Consider the following 21,624-nt stretch of genomic DNA (forward strand, 5'->3'; position numbering starts at 1 on the left):
TTCGTTTTGAGGTCGCCGTCGTCCCCTCCGGATGCCGGCTCCGAGGTCCAGGAGGCCTGAGCCATGGCTCGCACGCTCTATCACAACGCCCGTATTTTCACCGCCGACGCCGCGCCGGGTCAGGACTGGGCTCAGGCGCTCGTCGTCGACGGCGGAACCATCCACTATGCGGGAGATGAAGAAGCCGCCGGACAGGCTGCCGGAGCGGACGCGGTGAGGGTGGATCTTCAGGGCCGTCTCGTGCTCCCAGGCTTCGTCGATGCCCACACCCACCTCCTCATGACGGGCGAGGCGCTGGGCAAGGTGGAACTCACCGACGCGCGCAGTCTGGAGGAGATCCAGTCCCGCCTGAACTCGGCACGCCGGGCCGCGCCGGAAGCCCCGCGCGTACTCGGCCGCGGCTGGCTCTTCGACTCGGTGCCGGGTGGTGAACCGACGGCGGCCATGATCGACGCCGTCGTCGGCGATGTTCCCGTCTACCTGGACGCCAACGACTACCACTCCTGCTGGGTGAACGGCGCGGCGCTCGCCGAACTCGGCATCACGCGGGAGACCCCCGATCCCATCGGCGGCCGCATCGAGCGCGACGCGGACGGTGAGGCGACCGGCATGCTGTACGAGACGGCCGCCCAGCATTTCGTGTGGACCCACCTCGCCGAGGTCACCAGCGACGCGGAACGGGACGACGCCATCGAGCGGACCTTCGAGGCCTATCTGTCCACCGGCGTCACCGCCGCGGTCGACATGGCGCTGGACGAGGTGTCGCTGGCCACTCTGGAACGTGCCTTCGAACGTCACGGCGGTGCCTTGCCGATCCGCGTCGCGGCCCACTGGTTCATCGACAACACGGGTGACGACGACGCCAACCTCGCCCAGATCGCCCGGGCGCAGGAACTGGCCGCGCGGCTGACGCACCCCACCTTGCGCGTCGTCGGCGTCAAATTCATCATCGACGGTGTCATCGACGCCTGCACCGCAGCCATGCGCAAGCCTTATTCCGATGCGAGCAATGCGGATGCCATCTGGCCGCTGGAACGGCTGAAGCCGGCCCTTGCGGCGGCGGATGCCGCAGGGCTGCAGGCCGCCCTGCATGCGATCGGTGACGCCGCGAGTGACATCGCGCTCGATGCCATCGAGCACGCCATGCGGGTCAACGGGGAGATCCCGCGCCGGCATCGAGTGGAGCACTTGGAGTATGCGGCGCCGGGGACGGCTCGACGCCTGGCCGGGCTCGGGGTCACGGCGTCGATGCAGCCCGTGCACACCGATGCGGCAGTGCGCGCCAATTGGGACGCGATGCTCGGCGACGAGCGGGTGGAGCGGGGCTTCGCCTGGCCGGAGTACGAGGAGGCGGGAGCGCTCCTGGCGTTCTCCACGGACGCACCCACCGCGCCCTATGCCGCCCTGCCGAACATGTATGTCGCGACCACCCGAAAATCCGCTCTCGACCCGTCCTACGGCGCGGTTCAGCCCGAACTTTCGCTGCCGCTGGCCAACGCGATCATCCACGCCACCCGCGACGCGGCCGCATCCGTCGGCGACGGCGAGACGCACGGCCGGCTTGCGTCCGGCTACGCGGCGGACTTCGCCGTCGTCGACGTCGACCCGTTCACCTCGGGTGAGCAGTCCTTGCTGGAGGCCCGTGTCATCCGCACGGTCGTGGCCGGGCGAACCGCATTCGATGCGGCATGACCACGGCACGGCCGGAGGGGCTGAACCTCGCGAACTGGCAGGAACCGAGGAATCTCCACTGGGCGTTCCAGCACATGGACGACCTTTTCCCGGTGACTCCTTTCAGGGCTGGAGGACGAACAGCTGAGCTGGACGCGGCGCCGGCGGTGCTCACGGATCTTCCGGTCGCGCTGGCAGGAGGAGGCGCATCGACCGTGTCGGCCATTCTCGATGACACCTCCACCGACGCGTGGCTCGTCCTGCAGGGCAGCCGTATCGTCGCCGAGGAGTATCGCGGTGGGATGACGGCGGACACCCGGCACCTGCTCATGTCGGTGAGCAAATCACTCGTCTCCTCCGTGGTCGGCGCCCTGGTCATGCAAGGGCGGCTGGACGTCTCCCGACGTATCGAGGACTACATCCCGGAACTCGCGGGTGCCGGTTACGGGGAGGCGACCGTGCGGCAGGTGCTGGACATGCGCAGCGGGATCCACTTCTCGGAGGAGTACCTGGACCCTGCCTCGGAAGTCCGTGGCCTCGACGCCGCGGTCGGCTGGGCTCCGGCGTCGCCTGGGCGTCCGGCATCCCTCAAGGCGTTCCTCGCATCTCTGCGGAGCGACCGCGAGCACGGCGGATACTTCCAGTACCGCAGCTGTGAGACGGACGTGCTCGGATGGCTCTGCGAAACAGTGAGTGGGCGTCCGTTCGCCGAGCTGGCCTCCGAGGTCCTCTGGTCCCCACTCGGCGCGAGTGAGGATGCCTTCATCACGGTGGATTCCGAAGGGATGGGGATGTTCGACGGCGGAATCTGTGCCACCACGCGGGACCTGGCGCGTTTCGGGGCCATGATCCGCGACGGCGGGCTCTCGCTGACGGGGGAGCGGGTGCTCTCCGAAGCGTGGGTGGAGGACATCTTCTCCGGAGGTGCCGACTCGGACGCGGCCTTCGCAGCGGGTCCGGAGGCGCGGCACACTCCCGGAGGGAAGTACCGCAGCCAGTTCTGGTTCCTGTCCGGACGCCGCGACGTGGCGTACTGCCTGGGCATCCACGGACAGATGATCTATATCGACCGCAGCAGCGGGGTGGTCGGGGTGAAGTTCTCCAGCATCGCACTTCCCGTGGATCCTCAGCGGGGCCCCGCGGCGGCGGCCATGTTCGAGACGATCGGCGCGCACCTCGGAGATTGAGCGCACGGGTGCCGAGTACCTGGGGTGTTGAGTACCTGGTGCCGAATACTTGAGGCGCTGGGCGGGCGGGGGATCCGGCCAGCGACGCGCCCATTTGGTATTCCAAATTTCACGCGATGTGATGTGATAATAGGAAAATGTCCAATTCGGAGATTTTCGAACCGGAGTCGCTCCGGGTCACCCGCCAGATTCGTGATGAAATCCTCGACGGTGTGCGCCTTCCGGGCAGCAAGCTCGTGGAGCGGGACCTCGCCAGTGAGCTGGGGGTCAGTCGCCTGCCCGTGAGAGAGGCCCTGCGTACCCTCGTGTCCGAGGGGCTGGTCACGCCGCGCCCCCGCACCTGGGCCGTTGTCCGGGAGTTCTCCGCCTCGGACGTGGTGGACCTGAATGAGGTCCAGGCCGCTTTTGAGAGCCTCACCTTCACGCTCGCCGCACAGCGGCACAATCGCGAGGGCCTCAAGCGCCTGAAGGACGCTCTCGACGGCGAGTTCCGGGCGGCCGAGGAGGGCGACGCCGTCCAGGCCCGCCGGTGCGGCGCGGACTTCCATGAAATCGTCACGTCTCTGGCCGGCAATGAGCTGCTGAACGAACTGCAGGGCATTCTCAGCAGCAGGATCCGCTGGCTGATGGGTCAGCATGACGATCTCATCCGTGTGGCGGAGGAGCATGCGGCCCTCTACGAGGCGATCGCCGACCGCGATGTGTCCCGTGTCGAGATCCTGATCCGGCAGCACATGGTCACGAGCCGCACTCAGGCGATCGCGAAGCAGGCGTCCGCGGACGTCCATTCCTGACCCGGCATCGTTCCTTCGCGGCGGACCCGCCACACTTGTCGAGTGTGGCGGGTCCGCCGTTTTCGGCATGCCCGGCTCGGCCTGCGGCGGCCGAGCCGGGCATGCCGTGGGTTCAAGGGGCGTTCCATCTGTGCGGAGAGTCTGCAGTTTTGGTATCCAGAAAATAGCGCAATCGGCAACCTCATGGCAAGGCCTGGTGAGAAAGTGCCTGATTCTCCGCCCATGAGTCGCGGAAGTGTTGTGTGGATCACAACTATTTTGGTATACAGTTACCGAAAGCTTCCCCGCTCGAAGGAATGACATGAGCATTGCCGTAACGGCTGACGCGCCCGCGGAGGGCGCGCCGGCCATCGTCACCGGACGTTCGCTGCTCGCGACCGCCTGGCTCCGCATCCGTCGCAGCAAGATCGCGATGATCAGCCTCGCCGTCGTCGTCCTGATGGTGCTTTTCGCCCTTCTGGCGCCCGTTCTGACGGCCATCGAAGGGCAGAATCCGGACGCTACCAATACGGGCCCGGACGTCCTGGACAGCTTCGAGAATCCCGGGCTGCCACTGCCCGGCTACATGTTCCCCTCGGCGGAGCACTGGCTCGGCCTGGAACCCGGGCTCGGACGGGATCTGTTCGCCCGGCTGGCGTATGGGGCGCAGGTCTCCCTGATCATCGCGCTTCTTTCGACGGTGGTCTCCGTGATTCTCGGAACCGTCCTGGGGGCCGCGGCCGGATACTTCGGCGGGAAGGTCGACTCAGTCATCAGTCGTCTGATCGATTTGTTCCTGGCGTTCCCGCACCTGCTGCTGGTCCTGTCCATCGCCCCGATCCTTCAGTCGCGACTGCGTGACTCGCCCCTGGCACAGGGCAGCTTCGTTCCCATCGCCTCCTTGGTGGTGGTACTCGGCTTCTTCGGCTGGGCCTACCTCGCCCGCATCGTCCGTGGCCAGGTGCTCAGCATCCGGGAGCAGGAGTTCGTCGAAGCCGCCAAGTCATTCGGCACCAGCCACTTTTCGATGATCGTCAAGCAGATCATCCCCAACGTCGCCGGCGTCGTCCTGGTGTACGCGACCATGATGATCCCCACGAACATCACCGCGGAGGCGGCGCTGTCCTTCCTCGGCGTCGGTGTCAAGGACCCCACGCCGTCGTGGGGGCAGATGCTCAACGCCGCGCAGCAGGGCAATTGGTACCTGAACGATCCCTGGTTCCTCGCCGTGCCCAGCATTGCCCTGATCGTCACGGTGCTGGCATTCAACCTCCTCGGCGACGCGGTCCGTGACGCCCTGGACCCCAAATCCTCTCGCAATTGACACACACCCTTAGGAGAGAAATGAAGATGCGTGCTTCGGCCGCCATCGGATCCGTTGCGATCCTGGCCCTCGCGCTTGCCGGCTGTTCCGGCGGATCCACCACGAACGCCGGTTCCTCCGGCGGCAAAGCGGATCCCTACGCGCCATTGGTCGTGAAGGACGGGTTCAAGGACAAGGGCGGCAACGTCAACGTCCTGATGTCCACCGACTTCCAGACCCTCGATCCCGGCAACAGCAACTACGTGCAGACGGCCAACGTCGGTCAGCTGTACTACCGCACGCTGACCATGGCCAAGGAGAAGGCGGGTTCCCCGCCCACGATCGTGCCCGATCTGGCCACCGACACGGGCAAAGCCTCGGCAGACGGCAAGACCTGGACCTACACGCTGAAGAAGGGGCTGAAGTTCGAGGACGGAACCCCCATCACGTCCAAGGACGTCAAGTACGGCGTGGAGCGCACCTACGCTCGCGACGTCTACACGCAGGCCCCTCAGGAACTGGACTCGGCACTGGCCGACGACGGATACAAGGGTCCCTACAAGGGTGGCGAGCTGAAGTCGGTGGAGACTCCCGATGACTCCACCATCGTCTTCCATCTCAAGCAGCCGAACCCGGACTTCGCAGCCCTCGCATCCCGGTCCAACACCGCGCCGGTGCCGCAGGCCAAGGACAGCAAGCTGGACTACACCAACCACCCGGTGTCCTCGGGACCGTACAAGGTGAAGAGCTACGACCGAGGCCGTCAGCTCGTCCTGGAACGCAACCCCAATTGGGATGCCGCCACGGACCCCAACCGCAGTGCCCTGCCGGACACCTTCACCTTCTCGCTGTCCACGTCCCAGTCGACGATCAGCCAGCAGCTGATCTCCAACTCCGACCCGACCGCGATCACGCTGGACTCCAATGGGGCCCTGCAGGCCTCGGACACCTCCAAGCTGAACGACGCCGACGTCAAGTCCCGCCTCGCCGGCGGCTTCCTCGGCTGCATCGACATCATCGCCTTCAACACCCAGAGCATCAAGGACCCGGATGTCCGCAAGGCCCTTGCACTGGCGATGGACCGCAACGCGATGCAGGTCCAGTACGGCGGCGCCCGGTTCGGCCAGATCGCTCAGTCCCAGCTGACCGACAAGATGGCCGGTTACGTGCCTCCCGTCACCGATCTCGACCCGAGCGGCAAGCCCAAGCTGGACGAGGCCAAGAAGCTGCTGCAGGGCAAGACGGTCCCCAAGACCCTGAGTTACGGCTACGCCAATTCCGCCCCGCGGTACAAGAACATCGGCACCGTGCTGCAGCAGAACTTCAAGGAACTCGGTATCGATCTCCAACTGCAGCCGATCCCGGCGGCGAACTACTACACGACTCTGGCCGGTGACAACATGCCGGACATCGCCCGCTCCGGCTGGTGCGGTGGCGCGGACAGCTCGTCCGCCCGCTTCACCGTCGATCCGGGTGTCGGTCCCTCCATCGACGGCACCACCTGGGGTTTCTCCAACATCCCGCGCTTCTACGATGCGACCCTCTCCAAGGAGATGTACGACCTCCGTGGCCAGAACGGCACCAAGGAGGAACTCGGCAAGAAGTGGTTCGAGGTCTACAACAAGGTCATGGCCCAGACCCCGCAGGTTCCCTTCGTGCATAGCTACACCATGAGCGTGGTGGGCTCCAAGGTCCACAATGCGCAGGTCGGTTACTTCTTCGGGTCCATCGACCTCTCTGAAGTGGGCGTGGAGAAGTAACCATGATCGTCTTCCTCTTGCGCAGGCTCGGCGCGATGGTGCTGCTGCTCCTCGTGGTCAGCTTCATCACGTTCACCCTGTTCAGCGTCGGTCCCGCCGATCCGGCTGCGGCGTCCTGCGGCCAGGAGTGCACGCCGGAACGGGTGGAACAGGCCCGCGTCGCCCTTGGCCTCGACAAGCCGTTCCTCGTGCAGTACCTGACGTACATGACCGGGTTCATCATGCCCCGCATGATCGGTGCCCCGGGTGCGGAGACCGTCTGCGCCTGGCCTTGCCTCGGAAAGTCATTCCAGACCAACGAGAACGTCATGGACATGATCGCCAATGCGCTGCCGTTCACGCTGTCCATCGCCATCGGCGCCGTCGTGCTGTGGACGATAGCCGGCGTGGGCCTCGGCCTGCTGGCGGCCCTGCGCAAGGGGAAGACGAGCGATCGCCTCATCGTGGGAGGCGCCTCGATCGGCGTCTCCCTGCCCATCCCGGTCACGGGACTGGTGCTGCTGCTCGTGTTCGTGGGCATCCTGCATGTCCTGCCCTTCACGAGCAACACCATCAGCAGCCCGTTCGGGGCAGCAGGCCCCGGGGCCTGGATCCTGAACTACATCCTGCCGTGGGTGGCGATCGCCATCCTGTTCAGTGCGCAGTACATCCGCGTGACCCGCAGCAACATGATCGAGACGTTCAACGAGGACTTCATGCGCACGGCCCGTGCGAAGGGGCTGGGCCGTCGGTCCATCGTCTTCAAGCACGGCGTGCGGGCCGGGATCACCCCGGTGGTGACCATGCTCGGCATGGACATCGGCGGCTTGCTGGGCGGTGCGGTCCTGACGGAACAGATCTTCTCCGTCCCCGGCCTGGGGTTCACCGCGGTCCGTGCCGCCACCTCCGGCGACCTTCCGGTGACCATGGCGATCACCATGCTGGCCGCATTCTTCATCATCATCGCAAGCGTCGTGGTCGACATGGTCTACGCGGCCATCGACCCCCGAGTGAGGATCAACTAGTGGCACGCTTCCTGAACGTCAAGGATCTGCACGTCCAGTTCCCCACGGACGATGGGCTGGTCTCCGCCGTCAACGGCATGGATCTGTCCTTGGAACGCGGGGAGACCGTGGGCCTGGTGGGGGAGTCCGGGTCCGGCAAGTCCGTGACCACGCAGGCCATCATAGGCCTGTTCAAGGAGAGCAAGGCCCGGGTCAGCGGAACCATCGAGTTCGAGGGCGTCGACCTGGGTGCACTGAGCGAGTCCCGGATGCGGGACTACCGAGGCAAGAAGATCGGCATGATCTTCCAGGACCCGCTCTCCGCCATGCACCCCTTCTACACGGTCGGTGAGCAGATCGCGGAGGCCTACCGGGTGCACAACGCCGTGAGCCGGAAGGCTGCCCGCGAGGTCGCCGTCGACATGCTGGGCAGAGTGGGCATCCCGGCGGCACGCAGCCGTGCCGACTCCTATCCGCACGAGTTCTCCGGCGGCATGCGCCAGCGGGCCATGATCGCGATGGCCCTGGTGTGTGAGCCGGAGCTGCTCATCGCGGACGAACCGACCACCGCACTTGACGTGACGGTGCAGGCTCAGATCCTGGACCTGATCGCCGGTCTTCAGCAGGAGACGAACTCGGCGGTCATCTTCGTCACGCACGACCTGGGAGTCGTTGCGCAGCTCTGCCAACGGGTCGTGGTGATGTACGGAGGTCAGTGCGTGGAACAAGCGCCTGTGGGGACGATCTTCCGGGAACCGGGACATCCCTACACCCGGGGCCTCATGGCGTCCATGCCCGCCCTGAGTGATGCGGAGGGACGGTTGAAGCCCATCCCGGGATCCCCTCCCGCCCTGCTGGATCTGCCGGCCGGCTGCCTCTTCGCAGATCGTTGCGAGATGGCACGACTCCTGCCGGACGGTCTCTGCCGGCAGGAGCGTCCGCTGCTGCGCATCGTCGGCGAACACGAAGTGCGCTGCCACGCTCATGAACGAGGTCTGCTCGCCGCCGACGGCGGCACAGGCACCGCGGATCTGAGCACCGACGTCACGAGTCTGAACGGGGAGTCCACCCATGCCTGAACCACTGTTGCAGGTCAGCGCGCTGCGCAAACACTTCACGGTCCGCAAGGGTTTCGCCCGCCAGAGCACGGTGGTCAAGGCCGTGGACGGCCTGGACTTCACTCTGGAGCGGGGCAGGACCCTGGGGCTGGTGGGGGAGTCCGGCTGCGGCAAGTCCACCACCGGGAAGCTCCTCATGCGGCTCCTGGAGCCGACGGGTGGCTCGATCGCGCTCGACGGGCAGGACGTGGCGGGTCTCCGCAAGGCGGAGCTCCAATCGTTCAGACGCCGCGTCCAGATGGTCTTCCAGAACCCGGCGTCCTCGCTCAATCCGCGCATGACCGTGGGCTCGGCGATCGCGGCGCCCCTGGTCGCTCAGCGGATCACGCCGCCCGAGGGGGTCAAGAAGAGGGTCCAATCGCTCATGGACCGGGTGGGTCTGCGTCCCGAGCACTCCAATCGCTTCCCACATGAGTTCTCCGGCGGGCAGCGCCAGCGCATCGGGATCGCCCGTGCCCTTGCTCTGGAACCGGATGTCGTCATCTGCGACGAGCCGGTCTCTGCGCTGGACGTCTCGGTTCAGGCGCAGGTGGTCAACCTGCTCAAGGACATTCAGGACGACACCGGCATCTCCTACATCTTCATCGCCCACGACCTCGCCGTCGTACGGCACATGGCCGACGACGTCGCGGTCATGTACCTCGGGAAGATCATGGAACAGGGGACCCGGGATGACATCTTCTCCAATCCTCGCCACCCGTACACCCGGGCTCTGCTCTCCGCAGTGCCGAGCGTGGAACCCGGCAGTGACGGTTCCGGCCGCATCCGCTTGCAGGGGGACCTTCCGTCGCCGGCCAACCCGCCGAGTGGCTGCGTGTTCCGCACGAGATGTCCCGCATATGCCTTGCTCCCTGACGAGAAGCGCGCGCTCTGCCGGGACGAGGCGCCGCACGGCGCGGTAGCCTGCCACTATCCCGAGGCGCCGCTCCTGGAGTCGGCCGTGCCCTCCGTTTCCCTTGTCTAGAACCAGGCTCACGCCGTCTTACGAACAGAAAGGCATGCCATGCTGATCCGCAATGTCCGTCCCTGGGGCGCTGCGCCGTCCGATGTACTCCTCGAGGGAGAAGCGATCGCAGCGGTCACCCCGCACGTTCCGGGGGATGCTGCTGCGGGTTCGCCCGAGGTGCTCGACGGTCGCGGGCGGCTGTTGCTGCCCTCCTTCAGCGATGTCCACGTCCACCTCGATTCCACCCGCATCGGGCTGCCGTTCCGCGAGCACACGGGCCGTCCGGGCGTGTGGGGCATGATGAGCAATGACCGGGAGAACTGGCGCACGGCGGAGATCCCTCTGAACGAGCGTGTGGCGGGCACTCTGGAGCGCATGATCGGCCGCGGCACCACGCGCGTCCGCTCCTTCGCCCAGGTGGACGTGGACACAGGGCTCGCGAAGTACGAGGCCGTGGTGGCCGCCAAGGAGAAGTTCAGGGACCAGGCGGAGGTCCAGGTCATGGTCTTCCCACAGGCCGGCATCCTCCTGGAGGACGGCACTCCGGAGCTGCTTGAGGAGGCGCTGAAACAGGGTGCGGACGTCATGGGCGGGATCGACCCTTGCCAGCTCGACCGTGACCCGGTCCGCCATCTGGACATCGTGTTCGGTCTGGCGGAGAAATACCAGGTGGAGGTGGATGTCCACCTCCACGAGCCCACGGACCTGGCGATCTTCAGCACCGAGCTGATCATGGAGCGCACGCGCGCTCTCGGCATGCAGGGCAAGGTCAACCTGTCTCACGCCTACACCCTCGGGGGCTCGTCCGAGACCGTCACCCGTTCGCTCATCGAACGGATGGCCGAGCTGGACATCTCTCTGACCAGCGTCGCTCCGGCAGCCCAGGGCCAGCTCCCTCTGCAGGATCTGACCGCGGCGGGTGTGCGTGTGGGCCTGGGCCAGGACGGCCAGCGCGACTACTGGAGCCCTTACGGCAATTGCGACATGCTCGACAGGAGCTGGCAGCTGGCCTTCACCCGCGGCTTCCGGGCTGACGAACTGGTGGAGCACTGTGTCGCCATCGCGGGGATCGGCGGCGCCAGCATCATGGATCACGCCGTGCCGAGGCTTGCCGGCACCGGGGATCGTCCGGGGCTCGCAGTGGGGGACCGGGCCGATCTGCTCCTGGTGGACGGTGAGACCGTCACGAGCGCCGTCATGGACCGTGGACGCGATCGCACCGTGCTCCACCGGGGCCGTGTGGTCGCCGAGCAGTACCAGGTGGCCGGCGGCAGCGGCTACTGAGCCGGTGAACGCGCAGGGCCCCGGCACCAACGGTGCCGGGGCCCTGCGCTCCATCCGGGAGGGAGACTAGGTGTTCTCGGGATTCTGCTGCCGTGCGGCCCGCTCGGCGGCACGTGCAGCCTCCTTCTCCTCCAGTACCCGCTGCTTCTCCACCGTCCGGTAGAGCCTGGCCTGCTGTCCGCGACGCCTCCACAGCTTCCAGAGCACCAGGGCGACGACGAAGATCACGGCCCCCGAGATGGCCCCGATGCCGCTCCAGAGCGGGAACCAGGTGGGTCCGGTGCCGATGATCCGCTGCGCCTGGTGGACCGAGTTGGAACTGCCCCAGGAGACCGCGGCGGTGAGCAGATTGGGGATGGAGACCGCGACGGCGGCCAGGAGGATGACGGCCTTCCAGGGCCAGCTGATCCTGCGGTGCGTGGACTGCCAGGCGATCCAGAGGGAGAGGAAGGTCAGGAAGAAACCGTAGCCGAGCCCGAGGAAGACTCCGCTGGATCCAGGCCCGGCCTGTCCGGCGATGTTCTTGGCCCATTCGACGGGCACCACCGCCGCGGCGATGAAGTAGGCGATCACGAGGACCACCAGCAGTGCTGCCCCGAGGATGACCCACATGAGGGTCCGGGACTTCCGCGCACCGGGCGTCGAGGGGATCTGACCCTGTCCTGACGTGGGCTGAGGCGTGGTCGAGCCGCTGTGTTCACTCATGGGATCATCATGGCACGTGCCCAGCCACGGAGGGCCGGAATGTGCCTATACTTTCAGCGACAGTTGCCACAGACCGGCAGGTGTCCAGACCAGATGAAAGGCCAGGCGATGAGCAACATCCCCGCAGAGCTGTCCTACACCGCCGAGCACGAATGGGTTAAGAGCACGGAGCAGGACGGTGTGGTGCGGGTCGGCATCACCGACTTCGCCCAGGACGCTCTCGGCGATGTCGTGTACGCGCAGGTTCCCGAGCTCGGCGCCTCCGTCACCGCCAACGACGTCGTCGGCGAGGTGGAGTCGACCAAGAGCGTCAGTGACATCTACGCGCCCGTCTCCGGTGAGGTCGTCTCCCGGAACGAGGCCCTGGACGGGGACCCCGCCCTGATCAACACCGATCCGTACGGTGAAGGCTGGCTCTTCGAGGTCCGTTTGGGTGACACCGCGGAGCTTGAGGGTCTGCTCAGTGCGGACGCCTACCAGCAGCAGGTAGGCTAGAAGACCAATGCGGCCGCTGCCTGGGACGATGGTCTCAGGCGGCACAGCCGTTCCCCGTGTTCCGGACGCCGGGCACGGGCCATCGACCCCGAGGCGAGAAGAGTGAGGAGCCACCCGATGTCGGAGCAATCATCGGTCCCCGTCGATCCCACGGACGGCGCTGCCCAGGAGGGCACGTCGACCGATACCACCTCGGTCTACCTTCCGGTGCTGTCCGGTGTGAACGTCGCCGATCCGCAGCTCAACGACGACGATGTGGCATCCATCGCGGCCCTGCCCCAGGGCTCGGCGTTGCTGATCGCGCACGGCGGCCCGAACGCCGGCTCCCGCTTCCTGCTGGACACCGAGCGTGTGACCGTGGGCCGTCACCCCGATGCGGACATCTTCCTGGACGATGTCACCGTGTCCCGTAAGCATGCGGAGTTCGTCCGCACGCCCACGGGTTACGAACTGGCGGACACGGGGAGCCTGAACGGCACCTACGTCAACCATGACCGGGTGGACCGGGTCCTGCTCAAGCGCGGGGTGGAAGTCCAGATCGGCAAGTTCCGGCTCAGCTACTACCCGAGCCCGGCCCCCGCCGCCGGCCGGCTCTGAGGCGCCTTGCCTGTGGCTCTTGCACACACCGGTGGCCGCCGTCAGGGCAGCGCCGCCGTCGTTCTGAACATCGGGGAAGTCCTCGCCCAGCTGAGCGAGGACTTTCCTGGTATCTCCGCGTCGAAGATCCGTTTCCTGGAGGAGAAAGGGCTCATCACCCCGCAGCGGACTCCCGCCGGCTATCGCCAGTACAGTGAGGCCGACGTCGAACGCCTGCGTTTCGTGCTGGCCTTGCAGCGCGATCAGTACCTCCCGTTGAAGGTGATCCGCGATTATCTGGATGCCATCGACCGTGGAGAGCGTCCGGAGAGCCTGCCGGGAGGGATGAAGCTTTCCCCCAAGGCCGTCTCCGATGATCCTGCGGAAGCGTTGCGCGGACGGTCCCGTCACTTGAGCGAAGCACAGCTGCGCACCGAGTCCGGTGCGAGTGTGCGTCTGGTGAAGGAACTGCTCGACTACGGGATCATCACGCACCATGAGGGCCTCTTCGACGAGTATGCGCTCCATCTGACGCTGGCTTGCGCCAAGCTGGAGGCCCAAGGGCTTGAACCCCGGCACCTGCGTCCGGTGCTCGCGGCGGCCGAGCGCGAGTTCGCTCTCATCGAGCGCGCCGTCGCGCCGCTCGCATCCCGCCGGGACGCGGCCTCGCAGGCGCGCGCAGCGGAGGCTGCTCGAGAACTCAGCGGCCTGTTGCAGGATCTTCACCAGGCCGTCATCCAGGGTCAGATCGCTCAATTGGAGAAGTGATGATCGAGGTCGAAGTCGTCGGTGTCAGGATCGAACTGCCCGGTAACCAGCCGCTGGTCCTGCTGAAGGAGAGCAACGGCGAACGGCATGTCCCGATCTGGATCGGCCCGCCCGAGGCCAGCGCGATCGCCATCGCCCAGCAGGGCATCGTCCCGCCGCGGCCTCTCACCCACGATCTGATGGTGGACGTGATCCACTCGCTCGGCCGGGAACTGGTGTCCGTCACCATCGTCAGCGTCGAGGACTCCGTGTTTTATGCACAGCTCCAGTTCGACGACGGCACGTCGGTCAGTTCCCGCGCTTCGGACGCTCTTGCACTGGCCTTGCGCATCCACTGCCGGATCTGGTGCTCGGAACAGGTCATGGACGATGCCGGCGTACTCATCGAGGTCCAGGATGAGGATGCTGAGGTCGCTCGTCCGGTGGGCGGTGACGGCGAAGAGGAGGAGAGCGAGGCCGGGGCTCCTTCGGCCACCGCCGAACAGGAGCGTGAGCTGCGACGATTCAGGGAATTCCTGGATGACATCGAACCCGAGGATTTCGAGCCCTGAGGGAAGGCTCGGGGCGCCGATCGGGATCCTTAAGCTTCAAGTTCAGCGTTAAAGTTTCGACACGCCCCGAAAAAGCCTCGAACGTCTTTGACCTGGGGGCTCCGCGGCCCTAACGTCGAAGTATCAGGTTCCCATTGCTTCCGTGCGCCGGGCCGTTCACACTGGAGAGAGACCGCATATCGTGCGGTCGGTCGCTTCGTGTCGGCTTCGCGGTCGGGACGTCTTCGCACCCCGGGAACCGCTGAGGAGGAGGAACACGTGAGTCCGAAAGGCGAGGCAGGCCAGCGCCAGCACGCAGGCGCATCCATGACCCCCGCTGCGGGCACCCAGGGACTGCTGTTCAGTGAGGACCTGCCGATGCTCGATGAGGGCGCCGGCTACCGGGGCCCGACGGCCTGCAAGGCGGCGGGCATCACTTACCGTCAGCTGGACTACTGGGCGCGGACCGGTCTGGTGGAGCCGACGGTCCGCGGTGCTGCAGGTTCTGGTTCCCAGCGCCTCTACAGCTTCCGGGACATCCTGGTACTCAAGGTCGTCAAGCGTCTCCTGGACACAGGTGTCTCTCTGCAGCAGATCCGCTCCGCCGTGGGTCACTTGCGGGAACGCGGCGTCGAGGACTTGGCGCAGATCACCCTCATGAGCGATGGCGCGAGCGTTTACGAATGCACCTCGGCCGACGAGGTCATCGACCTCGTGCAGGGCGGCCAGGGCGTGTTCGGGATCGCTGTGGGCCGTGTCTGGCGTGAGGTCGAAGGCACGCTGGCCGAGCTGCCGAGTGAGCAGGCGCTGACCCAGGATTTCCCCGAGGACGAGCTGAGCCGCCGAAGGGCCCAAAAGAAAATCAGCTGAGCGAAAATCAGCTGAGCGAAGATCAGCTAAGGGAAGATCAGCTAAGGGAAGATCAGCTGATCTTCCCCAGACACACAAGGACCGCCCCACCATCCGGTGGGGCGGTCCTTTGCTGTTCTGGGCTTTGTAGGTGCGGCCTCAGGCCTTGCGGATCGCGGCGAGGAGCTGGTCGTAGACGCCGGCGACGCCCTTGGCGGAGTCGCCGGGCCATTGATGCACGGCATGCGCCGCGCCCTGGATCTGCTGCCAGTTGGCGAGCTCCGGTACCACGGGTTCGAGCAGGAGGGGGCCGAACATGGAACGCATCTCGTCGAGGCGGTACATGTGTTCGCTGGAACCGAGCCGCACGCGGTTGGCGACGATTCCAGCCGGGTTGAGGCGGGGGGAGAACTCGCGGCGGAACATGTCGATGGCGCGCAGCGTACGTTCGGTGCCCGCCACGGAGAACAGACCCGGCTCGGCCACCAGGACGACGTCGTCGCTGGCCTGCCAGGCCATGCGTGTCAGTCCGTTGAGGGAGGGCGGGCAGTCGATGAGGACCAGTTCGTAGCCGCTCAGCGGTGCGAGGAGGGTCTGGAGGCGGCGCAGATCGCGGCGTCCGAGATCCGGGCGGTCGTAGATGCCGGAATAGGCCGAACCGATGGCGACGTCGAGTGTGCTCCCGTTGCTCGCCCAGGCGCTCTTCGTGAGGTTCTCGGACAGGCGCGCCCGGCGGGCCGTCTTGAGCAGCCGACCGATGTCGGTGACATCACCAGCGGTGGCCCCGAGAGCTGTGGAGGCGTCCGCGTGAGGGTCGAGGTCCACGACCAGAGTGGGGACGCCGGCAGCGAGGGCCGCGGATGCCAGTCCCGTGGTGACGGAGGTCTTACCGACGCCACCTTTGAGACTGCTGACGCTCACGACTCGCACTTCTGAATCCACACCCCTCTTATCGCAACCTCGCCCGTTTCCTCGCGCCCGTCGATGCCGTCCGGTCAACACCCGGCAGGCACCGGCATTCCGGCGCTACCCACCATCATAGGGGCGAGTGCTCCTCCCGCGCTCCGATTGAGCGGGCGTGCCCCTGTCCGTGTGTCGGATCCCATGCCGGGGAGGGGTGGCGTTGAGACTTTGGCCCCCGGGTTCCGTCACTTGTCGAAGCCTGGGTGGAGCACGCCGGGCCAGGGGCCGGTCCGGTGGCCCCCATGCGCGAGTCATCATGAGTCACACAAGCCGCGGCACCGCAGGGGCGGGTCCGCGAGGGAACTAGTGTGATACCCGTCACCGCGTCCTTGTGCGACGGGTGTCACACGGACAGACTGGGACACGAACCCAGCCGGCTCGAGCTACGGAGAAGTATGTTTTCCAAGATTCTGGTGGCCAACCGCGGCGAGATCGCGATCAGGGCCTTCCGCGCGGGCTATGAGCTCGGCGCCAAGACCGTCGCCGTCTTCCCACAGGAGGACCGTAATTCCATTCACCGGCAGAAGGCCGACGAGGCGTACCTGATCGGGCAGGAAGGCCATCCCGTGAGGGCCTATCTGGACATCGAGGAGATCGTCCGGGTGGCCAAGGAATCCGGGGCGGACGCCATCTATCCCGGCTACGGCTTCCTTTCGGAGAACCCGGGACTGGCCCGGGCCGCGGCCGAGGCCGGGATCACCTTCGTCGGTCCTCCCGCGGAGGTCCTTGAACTGGCGGGCAACAAGGTCAGTGCACTGGCGGCCGCCCGCGAGGCCGGTGTGCCGGTTCTGAAGTCCTCTGCCCCGTCACAGGACATCGAAGAGCTGCTCGCCGCCGCCGACGGTATCGGGTTCCCCATCTTCGCCAAGGCCGTCGCCGGCGGAGGCGGCCGCGGCATGCGGCGCGTCGAGCAGCCGGAGGACCTCCGCGCCGCGCTGGAATCGGCCATGCGGGAGGCGGATGCCGCCTTCGGCGATCCGACCATGTTCCTCGAGCAGGCCGTACTCCGGCCGCGCCACATCGAGGTGCAGATCCTGGCCGACGCCGAAGGCAACGTCATGCACCTCTTCGAGAGGGACTGTTCGCTGCAGCGCCGCCATCAGAAGGTCATCGAGATCGCCCCGGCGCCGGAACTGGATGAGAACATCCGGCAGGCCCTGTACCGGGACGCCGTGGCCTTCGCCAAGGCTCTGGGTTATGTCAATGCCGGCACGGTGGAGTTCCTCGTCGACACGGCGGGTGAGCGCGCCGGCCAGCACGTCTTCATCGAGATGAACCCGCGGATCCAGGTGGAGCACACCGTCACCGAAGAAGTGACGGACGTGGACCTCGTCCAGGCGCAGATGCGCATCGCGGCAGGGGAGACCCTGGCGGATCTGGGACTTTCCCAGGAGACCGTCAGCCTCAAGGGGGCTGCGCTTCAGTGCCGTATCACCACCGAGGACCCCGCCAACGGCTTCCGTCCCGACGTCGGCAAGATCACCGGGTACCGTTCCGCGGGCGGTGCGGGTGTCCGGCTGGACGGCGGGACCGTGTACTCAGGCGCGGAGATCAGCCCGCACTTCGACTCGATGCTCGTCAAGCTGAGCTGCCGTGGCCGGGACTTCCCGGCCGCCGTCGCCCGTGCGCGCCGTGCTCTGGCCGAGTTCCGGATCCGCGGTGTCTCGACCAACATCCCGTTCCTCCAGGCGGTGCTGGACGATCCCGACTTCGTCGCCGGCCGCGCAGCCACGTCCTTCATCGAGGAACGGCCTGAACTGCTCAATGCCCGTGGTTCCGCGGACCGTGGCACCAAGCTGCTGACCTGGCTCGCCGAGACCACTGTCAACAAGCCGCACGGCGAGCCGAAGGTGACCACGGGGCCCGCTGCGAAGCTGCCCGCGGTCCCTGAGATGGAAGCGCCTGCCGGGTCGCGTCAGCGCCTGCAGGAACTCGGTCCGGAGGGCTTCGCCCGCGCTCTGCGGGAGCAGAACGCCGTGGCCGTCACCGACACCACGTTCCGGGATGCTCACCAATCGCTGCTGGCCACCCGGGTCCGGACCCGCGATCTGGTGGCGGCCGGCCCCGCCGTGTCGAAACTGCTGCCCGAGCTGCTCTCGGTCGAAGCCTGGGGCGGTGCCACCTACGACGTCGCGCTGCGGTTCCTCGGCGAGGACCCCTGGCAGCGCCTCGCCGCCCTGCGCGAAGCGATTCCCAACGTCTGTCTGCAGATGCTTCTGCGCGGCCGCAACACGGTCGGTTACACGCCGTACCCGGTGGAGGTCACCAGGGCGTTCGTGCAGGAAGCCGCCGCCACCGGCATCGACATCTTCCGTATCTTCGACGCGCTGAACGATGTCGATCAGATGGAGCCCGCCATCCGCGCGGTCCGGGAGACGGGAACGGCGGTGGCCGAGGTGGCCCTCTGCTACACCGGTGACCTCCTCAACCCCGACGAGGATCTCTACACCCTGGACTACTACCTGGGGCTCGCCCAGCGCATCGTCGATGCCGGGGCCCATATCCTGGCCATCAAGGACATGGCCGGCCTGTTGCGCCCGGCGGCGGCAGCGAAGCTCGTCAGCGCCCTCCGGGAGCGTTTCGATCTTCCGGTGCATCTGCACACCCACGACACCGCAGGCGGCCAGCTCGCCACGCTGCTGGCCGCCGTGGATGCGGGGGTGGACGCCGTCGACGTGGCCTCCGCAGCCCTGGCGGGCACGACCAGCCAGCCTGCCATGTCCGCGCTCGTCGCGGCGCTCGCTCACACGCCGCGGGAGACTGGCCTCAGCTTGTCCTCCGTCGATGCGCTCGAACCTTATTGGGAGGCCGTGCGGAGGGTCTACGCTCCCTTCGAATCAGGTCTGGCCTCACCCACCGGCCGGGTCTACCAGCATGAGATCCCGGGCGGTCAGCTCTCCAACCTCCGGCAACAGGCGATGGCCCTCGGCCTCGGTGAGCGTTTCGAAGCCATCGAGGACATGTACATGGCGGCAGACCGGATCCTCGGCAGGCTCGTCAAGGTCACCCCGTCCTCCAAGGTCGTGGGCGATCTCGCCCTCCACTTGGTGGGTCTCGGAGCCGATCCGGAGGAATTCCGCGAGAATCCTCAGAACTTCGACATCCCCGATTCGGTCATCGGTTTCCTCAACGGCGAGCTTGGAAACCCTCCGGGCGGCTGGCCTGAGCCGTTCCGGAGCAAGGCGCTTCAGGGCCGTGCGGTCAAGCCTCGCGACGTCGAGCTGAGCGCCGACGACGCCCAGCGACTGGGCGGCGACTCCGCCACCCGCCGCGAGACCCTGAACCGGCTGCTCTTCCCGGGGCCGAGCAAGGACTACGCGCGCTCCCAGGAGAGCTACGGGAATGTCTCCGTGCTGGACACCAGGGACTACCTCTACGGCCTGCAACGGGGTGAAGAACACGTGATCGAGCTGGAGAAGGGTGTCCGGCTGATCGCCAGCCTGGAGGCCGTCTCCGAGGCGGATGAGAAGGGCATGCGCACCGTACTGTGCAAGCTCAACGGCCAGTCGAGGCCTGTGCTGGTCCGTGACCATTCGGTCCAGAGCAACGTCAAGGCGGCGGAGAAGGCCGACCCGGCGGTGCCCGGCCAGGTGGCGGCGCCGTTCGCCGGTGCGGTCTCGCTCAAGGTCGCTGTGGGGGACACCGTCGCCGCCGGCGACGCGGTGGCGAGCATCGAGGCGATGAAGATGGAGGCCTCCATCACCAGCCCGGTGGGCGGCACCGTGCAGCGCCTGGCGATCTCCGCCGTCGAGCAGGTGCAGGGCGGCGACCTGCTCCTCGTGATCGCCTGATCCTCAGACGGCGAAGGCCCGGCACCCCAGGGGTGCCGGGCCTTCCTGTGTGCCGCGGTCTCAGGCGGGCTTGGGTGCGGAGTACATCTCCTCGATGATCTCCGAGTAGTCCTTGACCACCTGGGCGCGCTTGACCTTCATCGACGGGGTGAGGTGCCCGGAGGCCTCCGTGAAGTCGGCCGGCACGATCCGGAACGACTTGATGGCCTCGGCGTGCGAGACGGACTCATTCGCCTTCGTGATGAGCGCCTGGACGGCGTCCTTCACGGCGGGCAACTGGGCGGCCTCGGAGAGCGAGGTCGAGTTCGGCAGCCCGTGCCGGTCCAGCCAGCCGGGCAGGGCCTCCTCGTCCAAGGTGACGAGAGCGCCGATGAACGGACGGTTGTCACCGACCACGAGGACCTGGGAGACGAGGCCGTCCGCCCGGATCTGGTCTTCCAGGAGGGCGGGCACCACGTTCTTGCCTCCCGCCGTGACGATGATCTCCTTCTTCCGGCCGGTGATCTTCAGCAGTCCGCGTTCGTCCAGCTCGCCGATGTCGCCGGTGTGGAACCAGCCGTCGGTGAAGGCCTCATCCTGCAGATCGGGCCGGTTGTAGTAGCCGCGCATGACGCAGACGCCCTTGGCGAGGATCTCGCCGTCGTCCGCGATCCGCACGGCATTGCCGGGCAGCGGCGGTCCGACCGTCCCGATGCGGTTGAGATGGAGGGTGTTGACCGTCACGGGGGCCGTGGTCTCCGTCAGGCCGTACCCTTCCAGGATCCGGAGCCCGATGCCGTTGAAGAAGTGGCCGAGCCGTTCCCCCAGCGGACCGCCGCCGGAAACAGCGTGGCTGACGCGGCCGCCCATGGCGTCGCGGAGCTTGCCGTAGACGAGCACGTCGAACAGTTTGTGGCGCAGCCGCAGTCCGAGGCCGAGCGAACCATCTTGCTGGGCGCGGGAGTAGGCGATGGCGGTGTCCGCCGCCTTGTGGAAGATGGAGCCCTTGCCGCCGTCCTCAGCCTTCGACAGTGCGGAGTTGTAGACCTTTTCGAAGACGCGTGGCACGGCCAGGATGAAGGTGGGGCGGAAACTCTGCAGATCCGGGAGCAGGTTCTTCACATCGGGAGTGTGCCCGACCCGGGCGCCGGCGGCCACCGCCAGCACCGAGATGAAGCGGGCGAAGACGTGAGCCAGCGGGAGGAACATGATGGTCGAGGCATCGTCGTTGACGATGGAGCCGAGTTCTGCCAGCGCGTTGTCGGAGAGCTCCGCGAAGTTTCCGTGCGTGAGCTCGCAGCCCTTGGGCCGCCCGGTGGTCCCGGAGGTGTAGATGATCGTCGCCACGTCGTCCAGGCCCGGCGCCCTGCGGCGCTCGTCGAGTACCTCGTCGGTGATCTGGGTGCCGAGATCGCGGAGTTCGTCGAGACCTCCAGCTTCGATCTGCCAGACGTTGCGCATGGCGTCGAGGTTCTCGGCCTGTACTGCTGAACGGATGGCGTGCTCGTGGTGGGCCTGTTCGGCGAAGGCGCCCACGGCACCTGAGTCCCCGAGATTCCAGGCGATCTGGCTGGGGGAGGACGTCTCGTAGATCGGCACGGACACCGCGCCGGCGAACCAGATGGCGAAGTCCACCAGAGTCCATTCGTAGCGGGTCCGGGACATGATCCCCACCCGGTCTCCGGGGCCTACGCCTGCGGCGATGAGTCCCTTGGCCAGGGCCGAGACATCCTTCAGGAAGGCCTCCGCGCTCACGTCCTGCCATTGGCCAGAGCCGTCCCGGGCCGCGAACAGGATGGGGTCGCCGTGCCCGCCGGTGTGGCGCAGCAGGAGATCCGTGATGTTGCTGCGCCGGTCCAGGTCGACCTTGGCAGGCATGCTGAATTCTCGCACGATAGCTCCTTCGATATCCCTTCCCCCGTCAGGGCCTGACTCCACTCTAG

General features: G+C 66.7%; 18 protein-coding genes. 15 read left to right on the plus strand and 3 right to left on the minus strand.

Annotated features, from left to right (window positions below):
* The first annotated feature begins 63 nt into the window (after positions 1-63).
* The 9 genes from ACIPXZ_RS12945 (at position 64) to ACIPXZ_RS12985 (ending at position 11,025) form a co-directional block, all read left to right on the plus strand.
* On the plus strand, positions 64-1,692 hold the full coding sequence (locus ACIPXZ_RS12945) for an amidohydrolase (protein WP_400594860.1): 1,629 nt from the start codon (positions 64-66) through the stop codon (positions 1,690-1,692).
* Positions 1,689-2,858: a serine hydrolase domain-containing protein gene (locus ACIPXZ_RS12950; RefSeq protein ID WP_400594863.1), complete on the plus strand. Its 1,170-nt coding sequence runs from the start codon at positions 1,689-1,691 to the stop codon at positions 2,856-2,858. The genes ACIPXZ_RS12945 and ACIPXZ_RS12950 overlap by 4 nt, the downstream gene beginning before the upstream one ends.
* A 137-nt stretch (positions 2,859-2,995) precedes the next feature.
* Positions 2,996-3,652 (plus strand): GntR family transcriptional regulator, encoded by a 657-nt coding sequence (locus tag ACIPXZ_RS12955; protein WP_400594866.1) that lies wholly within the window; start codon positions 2,996-2,998, stop codon positions 3,650-3,652.
* A gap of 301 nt (positions 3,653-3,953) precedes the next feature.
* Positions 3,954-4,955, plus strand: a complete 1,002-nt coding sequence (locus tag ACIPXZ_RS12960; RefSeq protein WP_400594869.1) for an ABC transporter permease — start codon at positions 3,954-3,956, stop codon at positions 4,953-4,955.
* 20 nt (positions 4,956-4,975) lie between these two features.
* Positions 4,976-6,694, plus strand: a complete 1,719-nt coding sequence (locus tag ACIPXZ_RS12965; protein WP_400594872.1) for an ABC transporter substrate-binding protein — start codon at positions 4,976-4,978, stop codon at positions 6,692-6,694.
* 2 nt (positions 6,695-6,696) lie between these two features.
* The gene (locus ACIPXZ_RS12970) at positions 6,697-7,698 is read left to right on the plus strand and encodes an ABC transporter permease (protein WP_400594875.1); all 1,002 of its coding nucleotides are present in this window, start codon (positions 6,697-6,699) and stop codon (positions 7,696-7,698) included.
* Entirely contained in the window at positions 7,698-8,756 is a 1,059-nt protein-coding gene (locus tag ACIPXZ_RS12975; protein ID WP_400594878.1) for an ABC transporter ATP-binding protein, read from the plus strand. Before ACIPXZ_RS12970 ends, ACIPXZ_RS12975 begins: the two co-directional genes overlap by 1 nt.
* A complete protein-coding gene (locus ACIPXZ_RS12980; protein WP_400594881.1) occupies positions 8,749-9,759 on the plus strand; it encodes an ABC transporter ATP-binding protein in 1,011 nt (336 codons plus the stop codon). Before ACIPXZ_RS12975 ends, ACIPXZ_RS12980 begins: the two co-directional genes overlap by 8 nt.
* A gap of 39 nt (positions 9,760-9,798) precedes the next feature.
* Positions 9,799-11,025 (plus strand): amidohydrolase family protein, encoded by a 1,227-nt coding sequence (locus tag ACIPXZ_RS12985; protein WP_400594884.1) that lies wholly within the window; start codon positions 9,799-9,801, stop codon positions 11,023-11,025.
* A gap of 66 nt (positions 11,026-11,091) precedes the next feature.
* Here ACIPXZ_RS12985 and ACIPXZ_RS12990 read toward each other — a convergent pair whose 3' ends face one another.
* The gene (locus ACIPXZ_RS12990) at positions 11,092-11,730 is read right to left on the minus strand and encodes a hypothetical protein (RefSeq protein ID WP_400594887.1); all 639 of its coding nucleotides are present in this window, start codon (positions 11,728-11,730) and stop codon (positions 11,092-11,094) included.
* Positions 11,731-11,838: 108 nt separating this feature from the next.
* On the opposite strand from ACIPXZ_RS12990, the gene gcvH reads away from it, so the two are divergent.
* The 5 genes from gcvH (at position 11,839) to ACIPXZ_RS13015 (ending at position 14,969) form a co-directional block, all read left to right on the plus strand.
* Positions 11,839-12,225 carry a glycine cleavage system protein GcvH gene (gene gcvH / locus ACIPXZ_RS12995; protein WP_400594890.1) on the plus strand — a complete coding sequence of 129 codons (387 nt, stop codon included), beginning with the start codon at positions 11,839-11,841 and terminating at the stop codon, positions 12,223-12,225.
* Positions 12,226-12,342: 117 nt separating this feature from the next.
* Positions 12,343-12,822 (plus strand): FHA domain-containing protein, encoded by a 480-nt coding sequence (locus ACIPXZ_RS13000; protein ID WP_400594892.1) that lies wholly within the window; start codon positions 12,343-12,345, stop codon positions 12,820-12,822.
* A gap of 6 nt (positions 12,823-12,828) precedes the next feature.
* A complete protein-coding gene (locus ACIPXZ_RS13005; RefSeq protein ID WP_400594894.1) occupies positions 12,829-13,569 on the plus strand; it encodes a MerR family transcriptional regulator in 741 nt (246 codons plus the stop codon).
* The gene (locus ACIPXZ_RS13010; RefSeq protein WP_400594897.1) at positions 13,569-14,120 is read left to right on the plus strand and encodes a bifunctional nuclease family protein; all 552 of its coding nucleotides are present in this window, start codon (positions 13,569-13,571) and stop codon (positions 14,118-14,120) included. Before ACIPXZ_RS13005 ends, ACIPXZ_RS13010 begins: the two co-directional genes overlap by 1 nt.
* Positions 14,121-14,378: 258 nt before the next feature.
* Positions 14,379-14,969, plus strand: coding sequence for a MerR family transcriptional regulator (locus ACIPXZ_RS13015; RefSeq protein ID WP_400594900.1), 591 nt, complete (start codon positions 14,379-14,381; stop codon positions 14,967-14,969).
* Between the two features lie 138 nt (positions 14,970-15,107).
* On the opposite strand, the gene ACIPXZ_RS13020 is transcribed toward ACIPXZ_RS13015, so the two are convergent.
* Entirely contained in the window at positions 15,108-15,878 is a 771-nt protein-coding gene (locus ACIPXZ_RS13020; protein WP_400594903.1) for a ParA family protein, read from the minus strand.
* 428 nt (positions 15,879-16,306) lie between these two features.
* Here ACIPXZ_RS13020 and ACIPXZ_RS13025 point away from each other — a divergent pair, with 428 nt between their 5' ends.
* Positions 16,307-19,702, plus strand: a complete 3,396-nt coding sequence (locus ACIPXZ_RS13025) for a pyruvate carboxylase (RefSeq protein ID WP_400594905.1) — start codon at positions 16,307-16,309, stop codon at positions 19,700-19,702.
* A 60-nt stretch (positions 19,703-19,762) separates the two neighbouring features.
* On the opposite strand, the gene ACIPXZ_RS13030 is transcribed toward ACIPXZ_RS13025, so the two are convergent.
* Positions 19,763-21,574: an AMP-dependent synthetase/ligase gene (locus ACIPXZ_RS13030; protein WP_400594908.1), complete on the minus strand. Its 1,812-nt coding sequence runs from the start codon at positions 21,572-21,574 to the stop codon at positions 19,763-19,765.
* Positions 21,575-21,624 lie beyond the last annotated feature (50 nt).

Source organism: Arthrobacter sp. NPDC090010 (assembly GCF_044748305.1).
In the GTDB taxonomy this organism is placed as follows: domain Bacteria; phylum Actinomycetota; class Actinomycetes; order Actinomycetales; family Micrococcaceae; genus Arthrobacter_E.

Excerpts from the sequence above, each read along its gene's own strand:
- ACIPXZ_RS12985 (WP_400594884.1), top strand. The coding sequence starts at position 9,799 with ATGCTGATCCGCAATGTCCGTCCCTGGGGCGCTGCGCCGTCCGATGTA.
- ACIPXZ_RS12970 (WP_400594875.1), top strand. The coding sequence starts at position 6,697 with ATGATCGTCTTCCTCTTGCGCAGGCTCGGCGCGATGGTGCTGCTGCTC.
- ACIPXZ_RS13000 (WP_400594892.1), top strand. The coding sequence starts at position 12,343 with ATGTCGGAGCAATCATCGGTCCCCGTCGATCCCACGGACGGCGCTGCC.
- ACIPXZ_RS12990 (WP_400594887.1), bottom strand. The coding sequence starts at position 11,730 with ATGAGTGAACACAGCGGCTCGACCACGCCTCAGCCCACGTCAGGACAG.
- ACIPXZ_RS12945 (WP_400594860.1), top strand. The coding sequence starts at position 64 with ATGGCTCGCACGCTCTATCACAACGCCCGTATTTTCACCGCCGACGCC.
- gcvH (WP_400594890.1), top strand. The coding sequence starts at position 11,839 with ATGAGCAACATCCCCGCAGAGCTGTCCTACACCGCCGAGCACGAATGG.
- ACIPXZ_RS12955 (WP_400594866.1), top strand. The coding sequence starts at position 2,996 with ATGTCCAATTCGGAGATTTTCGAACCGGAGTCGCTCCGGGTCACCCGC.
- ACIPXZ_RS12965 (WP_400594872.1), top strand. The coding sequence starts at position 4,976 with ATGAAGATGCGTGCTTCGGCCGCCATCGGATCCGTTGCGATCCTGGCC.
- ACIPXZ_RS12980 (WP_400594881.1), top strand. The coding sequence starts at position 8,749 with ATGCCTGAACCACTGTTGCAGGTCAGCGCGCTGCGCAAACACTTCACG.
- ACIPXZ_RS12950 (WP_400594863.1), top strand. The coding sequence starts at position 1,689 with ATGACCACGGCACGGCCGGAGGGGCTGAACCTCGCGAACTGGCAGGAA.
- ACIPXZ_RS13025 (WP_400594905.1), top strand. The coding sequence starts at position 16,307 with ATGTTTTCCAAGATTCTGGTGGCCAACCGCGGCGAGATCGCGATCAGG.
- ACIPXZ_RS13010 (WP_400594897.1), top strand. The coding sequence starts at position 13,569 with ATGATCGAGGTCGAAGTCGTCGGTGTCAGGATCGAACTGCCCGGTAAC.
- ACIPXZ_RS12960 (WP_400594869.1), top strand. The coding sequence starts at position 3,954 with ATGAGCATTGCCGTAACGGCTGACGCGCCCGCGGAGGGCGCGCCGGCC.